Annotated in this window: 9 protein-coding genes, 1 tRNA gene and 1 riboswitch; of the genes, 2 read left to right on the top strand and 8 right to left on the bottom strand. The window is 65.4% G+C overall.

The features are described 5' to 3' along the window. Nucleotides 1-77: 77 nt before the first annotated feature. The 3 genes from HNP60_RS01960 to HNP60_RS01950 all read right to left on the bottom strand — a co-directional run bounded on the left by HNP60_RS01960 (nt 78) and on the right by HNP60_RS01950 (nt 2,794). Entirely contained in the window at nt 78-581 is a 504-nt protein-coding gene (locus HNP60_RS01960) for a CinA family protein (RefSeq protein WP_184156825.1), read from the bottom strand. 218 nt (nt 582-799) lie between these two features. Continuing rightward, entirely contained in the window at nt 800-1,927 is a 1,128-nt protein-coding gene (locus HNP60_RS01955) for a pyridoxal phosphate-dependent aminotransferase (RefSeq protein ID WP_184149541.1), read from the bottom strand. A gap of 36 nt (nt 1,928-1,963) precedes the next feature. Beyond that, the gene (locus tag HNP60_RS01950) at nt 1,964-2,794 is read right to left on the bottom strand and encodes a sulfite exporter TauE/SafE family protein (RefSeq protein WP_184051263.1); all 831 of its coding nucleotides are present in this window, start codon (nt 2,792-2,794) and stop codon (nt 1,964-1,966) included. A gap of 338 nt (nt 2,795-3,132) precedes the next feature. Between HNP60_RS01950 and HNP60_RS01945 the strand changes: the two genes are divergently transcribed. Continuing rightward, the gene (locus HNP60_RS01945; protein WP_184149538.1) at nt 3,133-5,415 is read left to right on the top strand and encodes an FdhF/YdeP family oxidoreductase; all 2,283 of its coding nucleotides are present in this window, start codon (nt 3,133-3,135) and stop codon (nt 5,413-5,415) included. A 126-nt stretch (nt 5,416-5,541) separates the two neighbouring features. Here the strand turns inward: HNP60_RS01945 and HNP60_RS01940 are convergent, their stop codons facing one another. From HNP60_RS01940 to HNP60_RS01925, 4 genes are all read right to left on the bottom strand, one after another. Next, a complete protein-coding gene (locus tag HNP60_RS01940) occupies nt 5,542-5,895 on the bottom strand; it encodes a hypothetical protein (RefSeq protein WP_184149535.1) in 354 nt (117 codons plus the stop codon). A 530-nt stretch (nt 5,896-6,425) separates the two neighbouring features. Next, complete coding sequence (locus HNP60_RS01935; protein WP_184149532.1) at nt 6,426-8,066, bottom strand: autotransporter family protein; 1,641 nt, start codon at nt 8,064-8,066, stop codon at nt 6,426-6,428. Next, entirely contained in the window at nt 8,008-16,338 is an 8,331-nt protein-coding gene (locus HNP60_RS01930) for an autotransporter-associated beta strand repeat-containing protein (protein WP_184149516.1), read from the bottom strand. The genes HNP60_RS01935 and HNP60_RS01930 overlap by 59 nt, the downstream gene beginning before the upstream one ends. Nucleotides 16,339-16,548: 210 nt before the next feature. Next, a riboswitch (cyclic di-GMP riboswitch) is annotated at nt 16,549-16,622 on the bottom strand. 989 nt (nt 16,623-17,611) lie between these two features. Continuing rightward, a tRNA-Leu gene (locus tag HNP60_RS01925) sits at nt 17,612-17,698 on the bottom strand. Nucleotides 17,699-18,058: 360 nt separating this feature from the next. On the opposite strand from HNP60_RS01925, the gene HNP60_RS01920 reads away from it, so the two are divergent. Continuing rightward, on the top strand, nt 18,059-19,435 hold the full coding sequence (locus HNP60_RS01920; protein ID WP_184149513.1) for an MATE family efflux transporter: 1,377 nt from the start codon (nt 18,059-18,061) through the stop codon (nt 19,433-19,435). On the opposite strand, the gene HNP60_RS01915 is transcribed toward HNP60_RS01920, so the two are convergent. Beyond that, the gene (locus HNP60_RS01915) at nt 19,410-20,309 is read right to left on the bottom strand and encodes a zinc-ribbon domain-containing protein (protein ID WP_184149510.1); all 900 of its coding nucleotides are present in this window, start codon (nt 20,307-20,309) and stop codon (nt 19,410-19,412) included. The genes HNP60_RS01920 and HNP60_RS01915 overlap by 26 nt on opposite strands. Between the last annotated feature and the right edge of the window lie 51 nt (nt 20,310-20,360).

Genomic DNA, 20,360 nt, shown 5'->3' with positions numbered 1-20,360 from the left:
CTCCTTCGTGCGGACTGCTGCAAGAAGCCACGGCATGGGGCTGCGGTTCCCTGCGAACGACTCGCAGCAGGATGCCTTCAATCCAGCGCGTCGCGCATCATGCTGATCGCCATCCGCACGGTTTCCAGCCGGATGGCGCTGCGGCCACGATTGCCGAAATGGGCCTCGCGCAGCACGGGTTCGCGGCCCCGGCGCGCGCAGGCGAAATGCACGAGCCCGGGTTCGTCCTCCGGCCCGGCAGCACCGGCAAAGCCGGTCACCGCGAGCACGATGTCGGCGCGGCTGCGCTCCAGCGCGCCGATGGCCATGGCGCGAGCGACGGCGGCGCTGACCGCGCCCGTCTCGGCGATCAGCCCCGGGTCGACGCCGAGCATATCCGTCTTCGCTTCCTCGCTGTAGGTCACGAACGCGCGCTCGAAAGCGTGGCTGCATCCTTCGACGTCGGTCAACAGGGCGGCGAGCAGGCCGCCGGTGCAGCTCTCGGCCGTCGCCAGCCTGAGGTCGCGTTCGCAGGCCTGCGACAGCACGGCGCGCACCGCCCGCTCGAGATCGCCGGGCAAGCGATCGACAAGCAGTTCCATGTCCCTCAATTCTTCACGCGGCTCGGTCACCTCGGCTCTCTTTCCCTGGCAGGCATGGCCGGAACGCACCGCGCGAGGCCTGCGACGGCGGGGAAAGGGGAACCGGCAGCTCCGCGTAGTGCTCCGCTGGTCATCAACATCTCCGTCCGAAGAAGCGATGCCCGGGCAACGCGCGAAGGCGCGAGTGGTTCAGGCCGGGCCAGCGCCCGGCCACGGGATCAGGCCTGCACGAGTTCGGGCAGCGCCGCTGCGTAGCGCTTCACATCCTCGATCCGGCCGGTCGACACGCGCGACCACTGCGTCCATTTGCCATAGGCGCCGCGGATCATGATGTTGCGGTCCGCCATGGCGGTGCGTAGCCGGTCGGCATCCGCGACCTTCACGAACAGGAAATTGGCCTGCGAAGGCAGCACTTCCAGCCCTGCGCGCTTCGCCGCCTCCTGCATGATGCCGCGCGCTTCCACGATCTGCGCCTTGGACGCGGACATGAACGCCGTGTCGTTATAGCTCGCGATCGCCGCGGCAAGGCCCATCGTATTGCCGCCGAAGCTCATGATGTGGCTGCGGATCTTCGCGGCCAGCTCGGGCGTGGTGATCGCATAGCCGACACGCAGGCCGGCCATGCCGTAGATCTTGGAGAATGTGCGGCATACGATGAGGTTCGCCCCGGCGCTCACCATATGGGCGACCGAGGCGGCTTCCGGCGCATCGGCCAGCTCGTTATAGGCCTCGTCCACCAGCACGGTCGCCTTCGGTCCCACTTTCGAGACGAACGCGGCCATGGTCGCACCGTCGACCAGCATGCCGGTCGGATTGTTGGGATTGCACAGTTGCACCAGCTTCGTGTCCGGCGAGACCGCCGCGGCCATGCCGTCGAGGTCGACGCTCATGTCCGCCTTCAGCGGCACGCGCACCACCCGGGCGCCCTGGTTCGCCGCATAATTGACCGTCGTGTCCCAGAACAGGTCCGGGCAGAGGATATGCCCGTCCTGCGCGAGCGCCAGTGCCGCCGCGTTGAGCACTTCCGTCGAGCCCTCGCCCAGCACGACCTGCTCGGGCCGCACGTTGAAGCGCTCGGCGATCATCTCGGTCAGGACGCGCACGCCCACGTCCGAATAATAGCAGCTCCTGCTCGCGGCGGCCATCATCGCCTCGATCGCCTTCGGGCTGGGGCCGTAAGGATTTTCGTTGCGTGAGAGCTGCGCGACGCCGGGCGCCGGGCCGAAGAGCGTGGCCTCGGCCGGTGCGCTCGCTGCGCGCAGGATGGAAGGGGCGCCCCCCAGCGCCATTGCCGTGCCAAGGGACGCGGCGCCGAACAGGTGGCGCCGGGAAAGCTCGAATGTCATCGTCACAGTCCTTTCTTCACCAGAAAGCGCCCCCGCTCATGTCAGGCCATGCCGGACCATGAGTGCGCCGATACAAAGCAGGTAGATGCCGAAAATCTGGCGCAGCATCGCCGGGCTGAGCCGGTGCGCCGCCGCCGCGCCCCACGGCGCCGTGATGACCGAAGTCGCGATGATCGCGAGCGTCGCGGGAATGTTCACATAGCCCACGGAGCCTGCGGGAAGGCCCGGCATGCCAAGGCCGATGAGCATGAAGCCGATCATCCCCGGCAGCGCGATGATGAAGCCGATGCCCGCCGCAGTCGCGATCGAGCGGTGGATGGATTTGCCGCACAGCGTCATCACGATGATGGCGATGGTGCCGCCGCCGATGCCGAGCAGCGAGGAGAAGGCGCCCAGACCGCCGGCGATGCCCGCCCGCGCATAGCCGCCCGGCAGCTCCGAGGCGATCTGGCGCCGGGCCAGCACGGGAAACAGGAAATGCAGCGCCATCAGCATCACGCCGCCACCGAAGATGAGCGCCAGCATGTCGCTGCTGATCCGCGCCGCCAGCATCACGCCCGCGCCCACGCCCAGCACGATCCAGATCGCCCAGCTGCGCAGCAGGTCGAAATCCACGGCGCCCTTGCGGGCATGGGCCTGCACCGATCGGGCGGAGGTCGCCACGATCGTCGCCAGCGACGTGCCGACCGCGACATGCGCCAGCTCGTCCTGTGCTGCGCCCAGCAGCGGCAGCACGGCGAACAGCGCCGGCACGACCACGAACCCGCCCCCGATCCCGAAAAGGCCCGCCGCGAAACCGGCCAGCAACCCTGCGCCGAGCATCATCAGCGCCGGGACGAGCCAGCTCATGACGAGCGCCTCGGTCATGGCCGCGCGGCTCGCCGGGAAGGCGTCGTCCGGAATGGCACTGTCAGGGCGCGATATAAAGTCGTCAGCTGCTGGGCCTCCCGATGGCCACGGCGGTCAGCCGCTGCCGCTTTCAGAGCACCGTCAGAACATCCCCCTCCGCCGGCCATTCCCGGCGCCAGCAAGCTGCGGCGCATGGGGGGCCCTGTCAAGAGGGGTGCCGGGCCGGCCAGCGACCGGACGTTTCCGGAATCGCGCGGGAACATCGCGCCCGCGTGGCCGTTAGCCCCATATCCGCCAGCCACATATTCCGGTCGCGGCGCCTCCGCCGTGATCTCGGCCGCAACGGAGGGAGCAGGATGAGCGACAGCAGTGACGAAACCGTCGGTTATGACGGCCCAGCCGGCGGGTGGGGCTCGCTTCAGGGCATCGCGCGGATATTCGGCAAGGAGATGGATTCGCCTGCCGTGCTGGAAACGCTTCGGCGGCAGAACAAGCCGGGCGGCTTCATGTGCGTCTCCTGCGCCTGGGGCAAGCCCGCCAAGCCGCATCCCTTCGAATTCTGCGAGAACGGCGCCAAGGCGACGCTGTGGGAAGCGACCAGCCGCCGCTGCACGCCGGACTTCTTCGCGGAGCATAGCGTCTCCGAGCTGCAGGGCTGGACGGACCATGCGCTGGAACAGCAAGGCCGCCTCACTCACCCGATGCGCTATGATCGCGCCAGCGACCGCTATGTGCCGACCAGCTGGCAGGAGGCCTTTGACGCCATCGGGGCCGAGCTGCAGGCACTCGATCCCTGGTCGACTATCTTCTACACGTCCGGGCGCGCTAGCCTGGAGACCGCTTATCTCTACGCGCTGTTCGCCCGGCTCTATGGCCACAACAATCTGCCGGACAGTTCCAACATGTGCCACGAGACGACATCGGTCGAGCTCAAGAAAGTGATCGGCTCGCCGGTCGGCACCTGCGTCCTCTCCGATTTCGAGCTGTGCGACGCGATCTTCTTCTTCGGCCAGAATACCGGCTCCAACAGCCCCCGCTTCCTCCACCCGCTCCAGGAGGCCGTGCAGAGGGGCTGCCGGATCGTCACATTCAATCCCGTGCGGGAAAGGGGATCGATCGCGTTCCGCAATCCCCAGAGCCCCACGGAAATGCTGACCGGGAAGGACACGCCGATCTCCGAGCTCTATTTCCAGGTGAAACCGGGCGGCGACCTCGCGGCGATCATGGGCCTGTGCAAGCATGTGCTCGAGCGGGAAGCCCGGCAATGGGCCAGCGAACAGCGCCATCTCATCGATGTGGATTTCATCGCGCAGCACACGCAGGATTTCGACGGATTCCGCCAGTGCGTCGAGCAGACGGGCTGGGAAGAGATCGAGCGGGAATCCGGCCTTTCGCGCGCGGATCTGGCGGCGGCAGGCGACATCTATTGCGAGGCGCGCAACGTGATCGGCGTCTATGGCATGGGCGTCACGCAGCATGTCCATGGCTCGCAGACCATCGGCATGCTGGTGAACCTGCTCATGCTGCGCGGCAATCTCGGCAAGGAAGGCGCCGGCATCTCGCCGGTTCGCGGCCATTCCAACGTGCAGGGCCAGCGCACGGTTGGCATTGCCGAAAAGCCCGAGCTGGTGCCGCTGGATGCGCTGAAGAAACTGTTCGGCTTCGATCCGCCGACAGAGAAGGGCATGAACACGGTCGAGGCGTGCGAGGGCATCATCGCGGGCCGGGTGAAGGCATTCATCGGGCTGGGCGGCAATTTCGTGCGCGCCATCCCCGAACGCGCCAGGATGGAGAAGGCGTGGACCGGCATGCGCCTCACGGTGCAGATCGCCACCCGGCTCAACCGCAGCCACCTCGTCAATGGCGAGGTCGCTTATCTCCTGCCCTGTCTCGGGCGCTCCGAGGAGGACATGCAGGCCAGCGGACCCCAGACGGTGACGATGGAGGACAGCCTCTCCTGCATTCACGGGTCGGTCGGCAAGCGCAAGCCGGCCAGCGAGCATCTGCTCTCCGAGCTGGCGATCGTCGCCGGGCTCGCCAAGGCCACGCTCCCGACGAACCCGAAGGTCAGATGGGACGAATGGACCGGCGACTATGGCAAGGTCCGCGACCTGATCGAAGCGACATATCCCGACCAGTTCGCCGATTTCAGCAAGCGCATGTTCACCCCCGGCGGCTTCTACCGGGGCAACAAGGCGCGCGAGCGGATCTGGGCCACCGAGAGCGGCAAGGCCGAGTTCACCCTGCCCACCACGCTCCGCGCGTGCGGCTTCGAAGACGCGCCGGGCCGCTACCGCCTCATCACGCTGCGCTCGAACGACCAGTTCAACACCACCATCTATGGCTATTCCGACCGGATGCGGGGCGTGGAAGGCACGCGCGACGTGCTGCTGATGAACCCGGACGAGATCGCCCGCGCGGGGCTGGAGACCGGGCAGGTCGTTGCGCTGGTCAGCGATGCCGGGGATGGCGAGCATCGGGAAGTCGGCGGCCTGGTCGTCACGCCCTTCTCGCTGCCGGACGGCTGCGTGGCAGCCTATTATCCCGAGATGAACCCGCTGATCGCCCTGTCCCATCATGACCAGCTCTCGAAGACGCCGGCATCCAAGTCCGTGCCGGTGCGCATTCGGGCGGAATAAGGCTCGGGAGGGACCGACGGCCGGGGAAGGCTGGGTTTCCTGTGATGATCGCGCTGATAACCGCGATGTGACGGGAGACTCTGGCCCCCGGGGATCGCCCCGGAGGCCAGCAAACTCATAGCGGGATCATGAGGTCATTGGAGCGCTGCGCTCATGGCCGACGCGCACCCGGTCCGCCTTGCCGAACGCGCTGTCGAGCCGGGCCACCAGCTTGGCGAGCGCGCCGCCGAGCGCCTCCAGAGGTTCTCGCGCCTTGTGGGATACGGCGAGCGGTTGCCCGCCGGCGGGCCGCGCCTCAAGCATCGCCTCGAGGCCATCGGCGGTTCTCGTCTGCGGGCCGTCATGATCCCGAAGATGAAGCTCCACGCGCGTCAGCCGCCTGGAGAAGCGATCCAGCCGCGACCGGATCTGGTCCTCCGCGGTCTGGACCTTGTCCGAGCGGAAATCCGTCACATTGTCGCTGTTGATCTGCACGTCCATCACTGCACCTCGTGGCTGTTGTCGAACCGGGCGGCTTTCGGCCCGGGGAACGCCATGATCGGCCGGCCGGCTTGTCGCTGCGCGCCGAAGGCGCCGGTGGGCGGGTTTCGTCTCCGAATTCCCGGTCATGCCGTCCTTTTCCCTGCTGAAAGCCTCTTCCTTGTTAACGGCCCTCCCGGCTTCTGGTTTCGTCCGCGCGCGACAGGAAGGACATGGCGACCCGAGCGGACCTCATGCGCGAATGCCCGCTTTCAGCGGGATCTGGGGGACGGCTCTCATGCCAGGGGCGAAGCCGGGATCATTTCGAAAAGGGGAGGAGCCGGATCGGCCACCGAAGTTGCCGCGCTCTTTCGCGGCTGGGTCAGGACAGGACCAGATGCCTGTCATGACCCAGCGAGCCCCTGCTCCAGCAGGGCCGAAGCCATCATCAACGGCGCGAAAGGATCAAATGGAAGGCCATCGAACGCCGGCGACAGGGGCCAACGAGGAGGCGCGACTCAAGCCGCGCCTCCTGGAATAAGCGACTGATCTCAGAAGCTGTAAGAGAAGCCCAGCTTCACGCCATGGTCCTTCCACTGGTCACCAATATTGCCGACATAAGTAGCGCCGATCGATCCGCCGGGCAGGATGTTAGCCTGGAGGCCACCCTCGATGCGCAGCGTGTCGCGCGTGGTCGGCAGGCCGGCGATGGAGAACGCCTGCCCGGTGGGGAGGATATGCCGGCTGGTCGCATCGGTATCGCCAAAGCTGCGCAGCCATGCGGCAGAGACGCGAGGCGCAAGCACGGCGCTCTCGCTGATCGGCATCACGCTGCCCAGGCGCAGGCCCAGCGTCGTGTAGGTGACGCTGCGAGTGCTCTCCTCGACGCCCAGCGCGGTGAGGGCGCTGCCGCTCTCGGCAAAGGCGTCGCTCTTGAGATGGACATGGTTCACCCCGGCGAAGGGCTCGATGCTCGCCCCGCCCATGGCGAAAGCCAGGCTCACTTCCCCAAAGGCCGTGACGCTCCTGGCGTCATAGCTGCCCGAGAGCGCATCGTTCACGCCCGGGAACACCACCTTGCGGCTGCCGTCGACATCGAGCCAGCTGTAGCTGGCGCCGATCCGCGTGCGCAGCGCGCCCCAGCCACCGCCGGCATAAGCCGCCACGCTAGTGCCCTTGACCGTCGCTTCGCTGCTTCGGCCATCCACGCGGACCTTGTCCTCGCTTTGGCTCACCGCCACGCCCAGGCGCCAGTCGCCCAGCATCGTGTCGAGGCCGGTGATGAAGCCAAAGCTGCTTTGCGTGGCCTTCACGGCATTGCCGTTGCTCTTGAGCATGTTCCATGCGCCGATGCCCTGGCCCCAGACGGCGGTTTGCCCGTCGCGGGTCTGGCGCGCGGCGCTGCGGGCCGAGGCCAGCGAGGCGCTGAGGCTGTCCGCCTGATCCAGACGGCCGATCACCATGTCCCCCATGCGGCGGCTGCGGTCGATCATCAGCGTGCCGGTGGTCGCCCAGATTTCGCCGGAGAGCGCGTCGAAGGCCCGTACCGCCCCCTCTTCCTCGATCTGCCCGGCTACCGCGCGCGGCAGGCTCGCCTCCTGATTGCTTGCATCGAGGGCCGAGGCCACGGCGATCTGGTTGGACGTGGCGGCAACGCTCGCAAAAGTGCGATCGTTGCGGACCAGCGTGAGCCTGACGTTGTTGGGGTCATAGCTCAGATACGGCGTCAGGAATGGCAGGTCGACATCCGTATCATCGAACGTGCCGGTCACGCCGCCGGCTGCGCTGATGATGACATAGTCGCTGGAGAAGCGGTAGTTGCCCGCTGCCGTCAGCACGGAGACCGTGCCGCCCTCGATCGTCGCGGTGCCGCCGACGAGCAGCTTGTCGCTCTCGCCATCGGCATTAACCTCGACCTCGTAGACCGATCCGGTCTCGAAGACGACATTGCCGGACGCGGTGAGTGTGCCGATCGAGTTGCCCGGCATCAGCGTGCCGCCAGCGGTCACGACGATGTTGTCGACCCTACCCGCGCCGCCAAGACCCGCGTCTTCGCCGACAGTGATCGTTCCGCCCAGCGAGCCGTTGACGCGTGCGACGATCTCTTGCAGCCACAGATCGCCATTGAAGCCGCTAAAGCTCTGGCCGGTCAGGTAAATGGTAGGCGGGAGGCCCGCTTGCGGCCCTTGCATGACGATCATTCCGCCGCCCTGAAACACGCCGCCAAAGGCCGTGTTCTCGGTCTGATTGACGGTTAGCGTGCTGGTCCCGATGTTGAGCGTGCCGCCGGTGCCGCTCAGGGCCGGCGACGGTCTGGTCGGTGCCGCTCAGGTCGAACTCGCCGTCATTGATGACAAGATCGGTGGCACTGTCGAGTTGCGCCAGCAGCCTGATCTTGCCGCCCTCCACAACAGTCGAGCCGGTATAACCATAATCGCCCGAGAGCAGCAGCGTGCCACTGCCCCGCTTGACAAGCCCGCCACTGCCCGAGAGCGCGCCGGCATAGTCATAATCGCCAAGCTGATTAAAGATCAGCGTGCCGTCATTCACCGTGCTGGCAATCAGGTCACCACTGGTCACGCCGTCACCGACGATCATCGTGCCCTGCGCATTGATGCGCAGGCTGCCGGCGAGCGACCCGGTGAGCAGCATGGAGCCGGCATCGATCTGCGTGGCGCCGGCAAAATCGCTGCCGTTGCCCGCAAGGATGAACTGCCCGGTGCCGGTCTTGTTGAAGGTGCCGCTGCCGGTCAGCGCACCATCATGGCTGACCGTGCCTGTCGTGCTGATCGTGGCGGTGCCCGTCGCAATCTCCAGCTCGCCAAGGCCCGCAAGGTTCGTCACCGTCCAGGCCGCATTGTCCAGCGTCAGCTTCGAGACATTGGAGAGGCCACCTTCAAGGCTGGATGCGCTGACCAAAACGTCAAGAATGCCCTCGCCGGTGCTGGCAATGTCGCCCTTTGCCGTGCTGCCGTCGGTGAGCAACAAGCCCACGATGCCAGTGCCTTCACCCGGACCGTGCGCCACGGAGAGCAGCGCGCCGCTATCGCTGGCGAGGTCGGTTCCCGCAAAGCTGAACCGCGCTAGGCTGTCGTCCGTCGAGGTCGCTGCCAGGGTCGATCCCGCGCTGCGGATGCTGCCGGCGGTCATGTCGATGATGCCGTTGTCCTCAATGCTTGCGCCGGCTGAACTGGCATCTCTGACGGTGATCTCGGTGCCGGTCAGGCTGATCGCGCCATTACCGCGTGTATTGAGGCCATCTGATCCCGCGCCGCTGGTCGTGACGCTGCCGCCAGTCACGGAGATCAACCCCGTGGAGGCAAACAGGCCGCGGGCGCCCTCACCCGAGGTTGCCACCGAACTGTCGGTCAGTTGAGCCTGTGAATTGCCGCCTACGGTAACCCCGGCCGACTGGGCCCCGCTGGTCGTGATCGCGCTGTTTGTAAGGGTCAGTTGGCCTTGGTATCTGACCAGTGTCCCCGTTGAGCTATTGCCGGTGGTTGCGATTGTGGAATTTGCGAATGTGCCGATGCCGGCAGCAACCACGATGCCCTGTGCCGAAGAGCCTTCCGTCAGGATTGTGACGTTATTTGCGACGATCTGACCGGCGGTGTATACATTCGCTCCTGCTGCAGAGTTCCCCAGTGTGTGGGCGGTCACATCCGAGACGGTCAGGATGCCGCCACCAGTCATGCCAGACTCCGAACCGCTCGCTGCCAAAGCCATGCTTTGGTAACCAGTGGTCGTGACCGATCCGCCCGTAACCGTGATGACACCGCCCACGGCCGCATAGATGCCATTTGCCTGATCGCCGGAGGTCGTGATGTTCACATTCTCGCCAGTGATGGTAGCGATCTGGTTGCCTGTCGAGCCGCTGTCCCGCTCCGCGAAGAGACCGTGCGAGCTCGTGCCATTCGCGCTGATGCTCGCATCCTTGAGCGTCACCGAGCCTGCCGCGTTGCTGTCAGCATTCGCATAGACACCACGTGCCTGCTCCCCCGAGGTCGAGATGGTCAGGCCTTCGGCGCTCACCGAGCCGCTGTTATAGGCAAAGATGCCGTTCGCGCGCTTGCCGGTCGCCGTGGCCGTGCCGCCGGTGAGGGTGATGCTGCTGCCCTCATCCATCGCATAGGCAACGCCGGTCACATAGGCGCTGTTGTCCAGCATGGTCAGCGAGAGGTTGACGTCGGTCGCGGTGATCGATCCGCCATCCTTGGCCAGCAGCGCCCAGACGGCCGCCGGGCTCTCTTCATTGACGGTCGCCGAGACCGATCCGCCGTTCAGATCGATGGCCCCGTTGTTGCGGGCCACGACGGCCGCTGTCTGGGTGCCGTTGGTCTCGATCGTCGTGTTGGTAGCACTAATCAGACTGCCTTCGCCATCAGAGACCAGCGCATCGGCAACCATGCCGGACGTGGAGATCGTGCTGTTCGCCAGGGTGATCTGTCCGCCATTGGCGGCATAGGCGGCGTAGGCATCCGTCCCCGTCGTTTGGACGGTGCTGCCACTGATATCCAGCACGCCGCCATCCCGCGCCAGTGCGCCGATCGCGGAATTGCCGATCGTCTTGATGCTGCTGTCAGCCAGCGTGAGCGTGTTGCCGGCCTCGACAATGACGCCGTACGTGCTGGCGCCTTTGACATCGAAGCTGGTGCCGGTGACCGAGGCGCTGCCCGAAACCAGATGGACGCCGGCCGATCCGGCAGCCGTGCCGACCCGGACCGATCCGCCGTTGATGGCAAGCGAGCCGCCATCGCTGACGCGATAGACCGTGTGATTGGCTCGCGCGCCGACATTGCTGACATTGAGCACGGAAGTCTGGCCTTCGACCGAGATGCCGGCGCCATCACCGAGCAGCGCCACCAGCCCACCGTTCATGTTGACCGTGCCGTTCTCGATGATGAAGTGGCTGCCGCCCATTCCGCCGGTCAGGTTAGTGGTTCCCGATCCGGCGTGAATGATCTCGCCCTGACCGGTGATCGCTCCGCCATAGGTCCATTCGTCGCTACGGTCGAAGACGAGCGTGCCGTAATTGGTCGTGCCGGATGTGATGGATCCGCTTGTACCGCCATTACCGATGTTGACGACGGCGCCATTGCTGATGCCGAGCCCATTGGTAAAATCGCTTGCGCCCGTCAGGGTCAGAATGCCGCCGTTGAGGTTCAGCCCGCCCTCGCCGGTAATGCTGCCGGAGAAGACATGCGAGGCGTTGTCGATCTGGAGCCCCGCGTTGCCCAGGACGACCGTGCCGTTGCCGGCAATGTCCTTGATCCGTGGCGCGCTTCCTTCGGTTACGTCAAACGTGCCGTTGACGGTTACCAGGCTGGACTGGTTGATCCGGCCCTGATTTGAGAGCGCCAGCGTTGCTCCCGTATCGATGATCGTGGCGCCGGTAAATGTGTTCATTCCGCTCAGCGTGATGACACCGCCCGCAACCGTCAGATCACCTGTGCCGGAGATCACCCGATTATGATGGAGCGCGTCCGACCGATCGAAAACCAGCGAACCGTTGTTCACGATGTCGCCGTTGAGCGAGCCGCTGGTGCCGCCATTGCCAATCTGCAGCGTGCCTTCGGTGCCGATGCTTGTCGAGACGGCATTGGAGGCGCTGGCGAGGATGAGCCTTCCGCCGTCGATGGCGAGGCTGCCCGCAAATGTGCTGCTGTCGCCGGAGAGCACAGTCGTGCCGGCGAGCACATCCACATCACCGAACCCGGTGAGATTGGCCCCGAGCTCATAATCGGTGCTCGTATGGTTGAGGACGAGCCGGCTATTGCCGCTGCCGAGATGGATTTCATCGGCATTGATGGTGCCCGCTGCTGCCGCCGGCTGGCTTGCCAGCCCGCCGATGATCAGCGTGCCGGTTGACCCCGCGAGATAGCCCACCTTGATGGTCTGGGCCTCGATGTGAGCGCCATTCATCAAAGTGAGTTCGCCGGTTCCTTCTGCGCCGACGTAAAGGCCCTGCTCCGTCCTGATCGTGGAGCCAGCACCGGTCAGCAGCACGGTGCCGCTCGATCCGGCATCATTGCCGATGTAGAGACGAACGGCGTCGACCGTGCCGCCGTCCCAAACGTTCAGGAGTCCGGAACCCGAGAGGCCGACATTCAGATAGCCCGCCCAGTTCGTGATGCCATCATCATAAGCGCTCCATGTGGAGCCGGCGCCGGTAACCGTCATTCTTCCGAATGAGGAATTGAGATTGCCCAGCGTCCCCTGAACCGCGCGGAGTGTACCGCCATCCGAGATGGTGGCCTCGGCTCGGGCAGTTGCCTCATTACCCACGATGAAGACGCCGCTCATATCCCAGATGGACTCTGCGCCACTGACGGTGACGACGCCCTTCGAACCAGCGACCGTGCCGACATAGCCATCGGTGCTGGTCACGCGGCCGCCATCGCTGACGTTGAGCGTGCCTTCGCCCACATTGCCGACATAGAGGCTGCCGTCATTGCTGAAGGTGCTGCCGGCGCCGGTGACAGTGACCGTGCCTTTGCCCCCGGCTTCCCAGCCGATCACTGCGCCTTCCGAGCTGGCCGATCCACCGTTGCTGACCGTCAGCGTGCCGTTGCCGGAGATGCCGACGCCAATCCGGTCGCTGCCGATCACGAGCGTGGAACCCTCGCCATCCACCGTGACGCTGCCGACCGTTTCCGTCTGCCCGCCGATCCGCATGGATTGTCCGGTCACATGACCGCCATTCTCGATGAGGAGCGTGCCCTCGCTGCCAGACTGGCTGGCGACGTCGACCAGCGCCGCGGCGGCAAGCAGGGCGCCGTTCGACACGGTCACCGTCCCGGTGCCGTTATAGCCCACGCGCATGTTGCCGGCGAAGCCTTCGCGGTCGAGCACGGTGTAGATCGTGCCTTCGCCGGTGAGCGTCAGCTTGCCGCTCGAGCCGGTGTCGACGCCCAGGGCGCTGGTGTAGGATGTGACGGTCGCGCCACCCGAGACCGTCACGTCACCATGACCCACAGTGCCATTGCCGGTGCCGCCGATGAACAGCGGAATGCCGTTGGACCAGACGGTATTCTCGCCATCGACGGTCATGGTGGCGACGGTTGTGCCGCTGCCGCCGATATAGCTGCCGTCAGTGGCCAGCAGCGCACCATCGGTGATCGAGACGGTGCCTTCGTCAACGCTGAACCAGCCGTCCGCATCGTTCCAGCTTGCCGGCAGCTCGCTATGCAGCGTGCCGATCAGCAGCGATGAACCCTCGCCACTGACGCTGATGGAGCCGCCCGCGCCCATGTAGAGCCCGCCCAGAACCGTCTCGAACGATCCGCCGTCCGTGATGGCGAGCGAGCCGGTCGAGCCTCCGTCACGACTGATCTGGATGCCGCCGCTGCTGACCCAGGATGATCCCGGGCCATCGATCGTCACGCTGCCGTTGGTCCCACCCATGCCGATGGAGCCCGTGTTGGATTCGAGCACGCCGCCCTGCACGACCGAAAGATGCGCGCTTTCCACGCCGCCGACCGAGACATGGTCCGCTCCAAGTGTGCTTGTCACTTCGAAGCTGCCGCCGGATATGTCCAGCGTGCCGCTGAACGCACTTCCGTTCCCCGAAAAGATCGTCTCGCCGGCCAATATGTTGATGACGCCAGCACCCGAAAGCCCTGTCGCCAGTTCATAGCCGGCTTCATTGTGGTTCAGAACAAGGTTGCCAGTCCCATTGCCGAACTGGATCCCATATTCAGCCTCGATCGATCCCGCCGCTGCGGCGTCCTCGCCTGCCGCCGCGCCGATATTCAGCGTACCGGCAGATCCCGCTTCGAACGCCAGGGTAATGCCCCGGGTGCCATCGGCCTTCAAGGTCGCGCCATCGGACAATGTGACCGTACCGCTGCTTCCTGCGTAGGTACCCACCATGATGTAGGTGTTGCCTTGCACGTGCGTTCCGGCACCACTTAGATTGAGCGTGCCAGCGCCACCATCAACGAAGCCGACAATCAGCTTGTCGCCTTGGATCTGACCGCCATCATCGACAGTGACATTGCCCGTGCCATAGCTGCCGACGATGAAATTTTCAGTCGTGCTGACGCTGCTGCCCATGCCCGACACCGTGAGACTGCCCTGGCCTCCAGCGGCAGCACCGAGCCTGATATCGCCACTGCTTGCGGCGACAGTGGCGCCGTCCAGAACGGAAACCTGCCCTTCCCCTGACGTTGCGATCGCAAGGCCGGATTGGGTGATGTCCCAACGGGTATTTGCGCCGCTGATTGTGGCGGTGCCGATGCTGCCAGCATTGACACCGAGGCCACCGAACGACGTCTCAATCGTAGCACCCTCGGAAACGCTGAGTACTGCTGTGCCGCTCCCCGCGAGTTGGAGATTGCCTCCCTGGAGGCGGCTGTTCTCGCCTGAGATGGTGATCGTGCCTGCGCTGTCCGCGACGGAGCCGACCGTAATTACGGTCGAGGTCGTCACTGTGCCGCCCCCGGAGATCGACAGGGCGCCATCGCCATAGTAACCAACTGTCAGGAAATCCGCATTGACGGCAGACCCGCTGCCCGTGACAGAAAGCGAACCGCTCTCGTCTGCCAAATAAGGGGCATAGCTGTTGGTGCTGTTACCGACGATGACGTTGGCAGCATTCAGCACGCCGCCATTCTGAACCGTTAGCATCGGCTCATCCGTTGAGCCAAGGAACACTATGCCCGCGGCCATGCTGTTTCCATCGAGCACGGTTTCGCCGCCTGTCAGGAACAGATTGCCGCTGAAGCTGCTGCTGTCACCCGTCAGCGTCAGGGTGCCGCTTCCGGCCTTGGTGAGTTTGCCACTGCCCGTGATTTGGCCAGCGTAGGTGCCGTCGGTGCCCTGGTTGAGCGTCAGGCCGCCACCTGTGCCGATGTTCACCGAACCTTCAGACGTGCCAGTAACGCTGGCGATGCTGGCCGTCGTGCCTGCGAAATCGAGCGTGCCGCCATTCACGACATAGGCCTGATCCACGCCGAAGGCTCCGCCAGTGTCAGCGGTCAGCGTGCCGGCTTCGACCGTCCAGCCCGTGGTGCCTTCGCCATTTAGTGTCCAGATGCTGTCGCCCGCCTTCACGAAGGCGTCGAAATCGCGATACTGGGCATCCGCGCCGATCGAACCGGCATTGAAGGAGGCGTTGTCCGCCCCGCCAAGCACCAGCGTGTTCGTGCCGTTGACGGGGTCGGCATCCTGCACCAAGCCGTTGATCGCAGAACCGGCATGCAGTTCGAGCGTCACGTCCCCCGAACCCATCACGATCGCAGAGCCGTTGCCATTGGTCGCAATGGTGCCGGAATTGACGATCCGGGTCGCCGCATCATTCGTGACGATGCCGTGATAGCCCTCGATCGTGCCGCTGTTGGTAATCAGGACCTTGCCATCGATCGTGTCGAGGTCAACGCCTGCCGAAACGGCTGAGATGCTTCCAGTGTTCGTGAAGGACACGTCGCCGTCCGGCGTCCGGGCGCTGACGCCGATGCCGCCGGTGGCCGTGACGGCACCGGAATTGCTGATCGTGATGCTGCCGCCGCCGGGCTGCCCGCTGTCAAATCCCGCGATGGCAAGGATGCCGGACACACCTTCGGCCGAGCCATCGTTGGCGATGCTGATGTCGCCAATCTGGGAGGCGCCCTGAATGGCTGGGCCAGACAGGGAGGTGGCGCTCCCTTGAGCGCTATTGACGATCTCCACCTCGCCATTGGGCGTCCAGGCCACCAGCCCCTGATTGTTGACGGAGCTGACCTCGCCGCTGTTTTCGATTCTTGCCAGGCCATTGTAATTGACCACGCGGATACCGGCAGCCTGCGCGCTGACCTTGCCGCTGTTGATGACCTCAACTTCCACAGGCTCGACATTGGTGTAGCCGCCATCGGCATAAATGCCGCGCTGGGTATAATCTGCCGGGTTGAGAGTTTCGGCGACCGTGATGTCGCCGCTGTTGTTGATGTGCACCGAGCCGCTGTTGGTGGTGGCGGAAATGCCGTTGGTGTCGGTGCCCGACACATTCAGTTCGGCTGCGCTGGTGATGTCGATGTCACCGCCCACTTCGTTGCGGACCCACACACCGGCGAACCCGGCGCTGCTGGTGATCGAGACATCTTCGCCAAGCGAGATCGTGACCGTATTGCCGCCCTCATTGGCCGAGAACATGTTGATGCCGCCATAATCGGTCGCGTTGACGATCGAGTCCGTCACGGTCAGCGTTGAGGTCAGTGGCCCTTCCGCATTCGCATTGGCGTTGTAGTTGATGGTGCCGTCGGTCAGCTCAGCGCCCGTGACGGTGAGGCTCGTCTCGCCGCTCTCGGCGCGGTATGTGATTGATGTGCCGCAGTTGAAGAACATGACATCGCCAGTCGTTTCGCACACGCTGGGCTCTGCCCAGGCCGGCGCACCGGCCAGCAGTCCTGCCAGTCCAACACTCGTGAAAAAGCCTGCCTTCAGAGACTTGCGGACGGTGCTGTTCTTTGTGCGATCCTCAACCTGCATTATCGTTCCCCTGTGCAATCGGTCTTCAAAGCGATGCAAAGGGCGAACCGGGGCGCAGCAGCGCATGGTCGTGTCGGAGGGAAAGCGCTGCCCGCCCTCGATGGCGGGTGCATGCCTGCGCGGAATGATAGCGCTCAGCCGGCCTGTTCAGGCTGGCCGGATCGAACCGTCATTCAGGGTGCAGTAATTACAGCAGTGCTCAGCTTGTCCTCCGGCAACCCCGCTACCCCATGGGGCCGGAGGCTTTGCGTCCCGCCGTTACCGACGGTTTGCCCTTGTCGAAGGCAACAAGCGCCAGAAAATTGGAGCCGCCGACTTCTTGAGTTTCCGCTAATGATATTTAATCGTCGGTCAACTATAAAAGCGTCGGCCAGAGCATCCCCTCAAGTTTCACGAAAGCGCATCCAAGGTGCCTGCGCCGTAGCGTCGCGACCCTGTCGTTGGATGTTCCAACGACAATCCGTCCCACGCCGGCAGAGCAGCGACCGCCTATCGTCAGGAGGTGGCATCAGTCCGTGCGAACCGGGCTCCACGAGCCATAATCCCCGGTGGGAAAGATGCGCTTCAGGCATGAGGGATTGCCACCTGGCCAGTGCGGCTCCGTGTCGTTGCCTGCAAACTTGTCGGCCAATGAGATGGCTGCGATTGGCCGACGCTCCAATCGATTACAGCGGCTAGCTGGGGCAGGGGATGCCGTTCCTTCCCGCCCCCACAGCCGGCGAGCCCGAGAACAGTCGCGGCTCCCGCACTTGCGGCAAGCACGTCGCGCCTGCAGAGCAGAACCTGGCCAGCACTGCCGGGCAAGTCTGGTTGAAGGGCAGGGTCGCAAGCACGCACGGGAGTTCGAACTCTCAGGCCAAGCGCTCCATTGAACTTCCTTCACCCGTTCCCCTGCCCCAGGGCCCTGGCTATGACTTCCATGCGCTGCGTTGCATCTTTGCGGGCGCGGAGCGCGTGCGGGACGAAACGCGCGTTGCGATCCTGTCCGAGCGGATTCGCTGCTGGAGCGGCAACTTGCTTGGGAGTCGACGGCGCTCACCCGCGATGTGCTCGTCCGGTTGAGCAAACTCATTCGGGATAAAGTCGGGAGGATAGCGCTCAACAACAGCGAAACCATGCTCGCATGTTCGTCGAGGAGGTGGTGGTTTCCGCATGCCCGGGCACCGACACCAAGACCGGGTCACTATCAGGGGGGCAGAACTCTACCCTCGAAACCGCTGCCATCTCGGCAGCGGCGTCAAAGGAGAGCCAAATGCCCATCTTTGACCGGGAATGGTGCGGTCGAGAAGACTCGAACTTCCACGGGCTTTCGCCCACAACGACCTCAACGTTGCGCGTCTACCAGTTCCGCCACGACCGCACATCAGGAGGGTTGGAAGCCGGTCGGCTCCCAGGTAGGCGGCGGCCATTAGCAAAGCGTCATGCGCTATGCAACTGTCGAAAATCATGTTCTCGAACATGGCGTCCCGCGCCGCGCGCGCGGCTTGACTTCGCCGGGCGAACGGGCGATCCGGCGCTCCTCGCCCGCGCGCGTGACTGACCGGCGGACGCAAGGCCGGGCGCCGGCCCGATGCAGCGCAGCAGAACAGGAGAGTATCCGCCATGCCGAACCTTCCGGGCACCCGCCCCGCGATCGGCGCGCCGCTGCTCGCCCTTCGTGCCCGGCCGCTGCGCGCTCGCGGTTGAGAAACAGTGCAGCGCCCCGGATGACCCCCCTGGAATGAAGACCATCGAGCACGCCCCATCCGCCCGGGATTCGCTTCTGCGGGAAGCCCGGCGCATCTCGCGCCTCGCCTGGCCCATCGTCCTCACCAATCTCAACTGGACGATCATGCATCTGATCGACGTGACCGTCGTCGGATTCGCGGGCACGCACGAGCTGGGCGGGCTGGCGGCCGGGCGCGCGGTGATGTTCGTCATCCTCATGCTGCTGCTGAGCGGCCTCTCGGGCATCATCGTGTTCACAAGCCGGGCGGACGGCGCCGGCGACCTGCCGCGCACCGGCGCGCTCTGGCGGGAAGCCGTGCTCGCGGGCCTGCTGCTGGGCATTCCCAGTGCCCTCATGATCGGGCTGACCGCCCGCCCGCTGCTCGCGCTCACCGGCGTGGCGCCCGATCTGGTCGCGCCCGGCGCCGCGGTGCTGGGCGCCATGATGCTGGGGCTGCCGGGGCAGATGCTCTCGATCGCCTGCGCCTTCTTTCTGGAAGGCGTCAGCGCGCCGCGCCGGGTGCTGATCGTCAATCTCATGACCCTGCCGGTCAACGCGCTGCTGGCCTGGGCGATGACGCTGGGCCATCTCGGGATGCCGGCGATGGGCGCAGTGGGCGCCGCGCTCGCCACCTCGATCACGAGCACATTGGGCGGGCTGGCGATGGCGATCATGGCGTGGACCCTGCCGAGCGCCCATGCCCGGCAGATCCGGCGGACCGACCTGCGCGCCTGGCGGGAGGCGCTGGCCGGCTTTCCCGCCATCGTGCGCTTCGGCGTCGTGCCGGGCGTGGGCGCGGCGATGGAAGTGCTCGGCTTCTCGTTCCTGATGATCCTCTCAACCCGCATGGGGGAAATCATCGCCGGCGGCTTTCAGGTGATGCTCTCGCTGCACAATATCGGCTTCGCGCTCGCGCTGGGCCTGGGGTCGGCGGCAGGCGTGCGCGTCGGCAATGCGGTGGGTGCGGGCGAGCCATGGGCGGCGCAGTCGCGCACGCTCATCGCCTGCGGTCTCTCGACCGTGGTGATGGGCGCGGTGGTGCTTGTCTATCTCCTGTTCGCCGGGCCGATCGTCAATGCCCTCACCGCCGACCGCGCCGTCGCGCGCGAAGCGATCCTCATGGTCATGATCCTCGCGCCATTCATCCTGTGCGACGGGCTGCAGGCCATTCTGGTCGCGGCGCTGCGTTCTTTGGGCGATCAGGTGATGGCGGGCGTCAACGGCATCATCGCCTTCTTCGGCATCATGTCGCTCGCCGGCTGGGCGGCGTGGACGCTGGCATGGGGATCGGCAGGGCTGGCGATCGCGTCCGCGCTGGGCATGGTCGCCGCCATGCTGCTGCAGGGCGGCCGCTTCTGGTTCGTCAGCTCGCGCTATCGACGAACCTGAGCTCCAGATTGCGGGCATTCTTGGGAATGTCGAGCCGGCTTTCGGACACGCGCGCTTCCTCGTTGGGCTTCAGGCGGGACTTATCCGCCTTGGTCATCCAGCTGAACACCAGACGCCCCTGATCGTCCCTCAGCTCGACCACCACCGGCGGCACCGGCAGTTCCTGATCGGTATCGTTGAGGATGCGCGCGCTGAACGCGAAATATTCCTCGCCGGTGGGCAGGTTGCGCCGCTCGGGCGGCTTGGGCAGGTAGAAGACGAGGCCGGCTTCATCCTGCCGGGCCGAAAGGCCGAGATTCACTGCCCATGACGGCGGCCCGAAATAGACCAGCGCCGCGCCCGCGGCACTGACGAGCAGGAAGAAGATGATCGCGCCGATCGTCCAGAGCTTCGCCGGGTTGCGGCGGCGACGGACGGGCGCCTCATAGGCCTCGTCGGGATAATGGACGAACTCCTCGGGCGCCGGCTGCCGTGCGGCCACGGGCGCGGCGTCCACCGGATCATGGCGCGGAACGGCCTGCTCCGCCGTAACCGGGGCCGGTGCGGCCTCGGGTTCCCGCTGGACCGGGGGCGCGGTTTCGGGGGCCGGGAAAGGCGGCTCGGGCGCGGCAGGCTCGGGTACGGCCGGCGCCGACGCGGGCGGGGAGGCAGCAGCGATATCCGGCTGCGCAGGCGGCATGGGCTGCGCGGGTGCCGGAGACGCCGGCACGGCGCTGGCCGGTTCCGCCGGGGCCGGCTCCGGACGCTGGATCTCGATGCCTTCCTGGAACCAGTTATGCCGGCACGCCGCGCAGCGGACCTGCCGCCCGGACGAACCGATGGCGCTATCAGGGACGACATATCGCGTGGCGCATTGCGGACAGATGAGGATCATTTGGCGCCCATAAACACCGCTTTTCGCAGGAGAGCAAGGGAGCGTTTGCCG

Origin of the sequence: Sphingobium lignivorans (genome assembly GCF_014203955.1) — a bacterium.
In the GTDB taxonomy this organism is placed as follows: domain Bacteria; phylum Pseudomonadota; class Alphaproteobacteria; order Sphingomonadales; family Sphingomonadaceae; genus Sphingobium; species Sphingobium lignivorans.
This window is presented reverse-complemented; position numbering and strand designations above follow the sequence as displayed.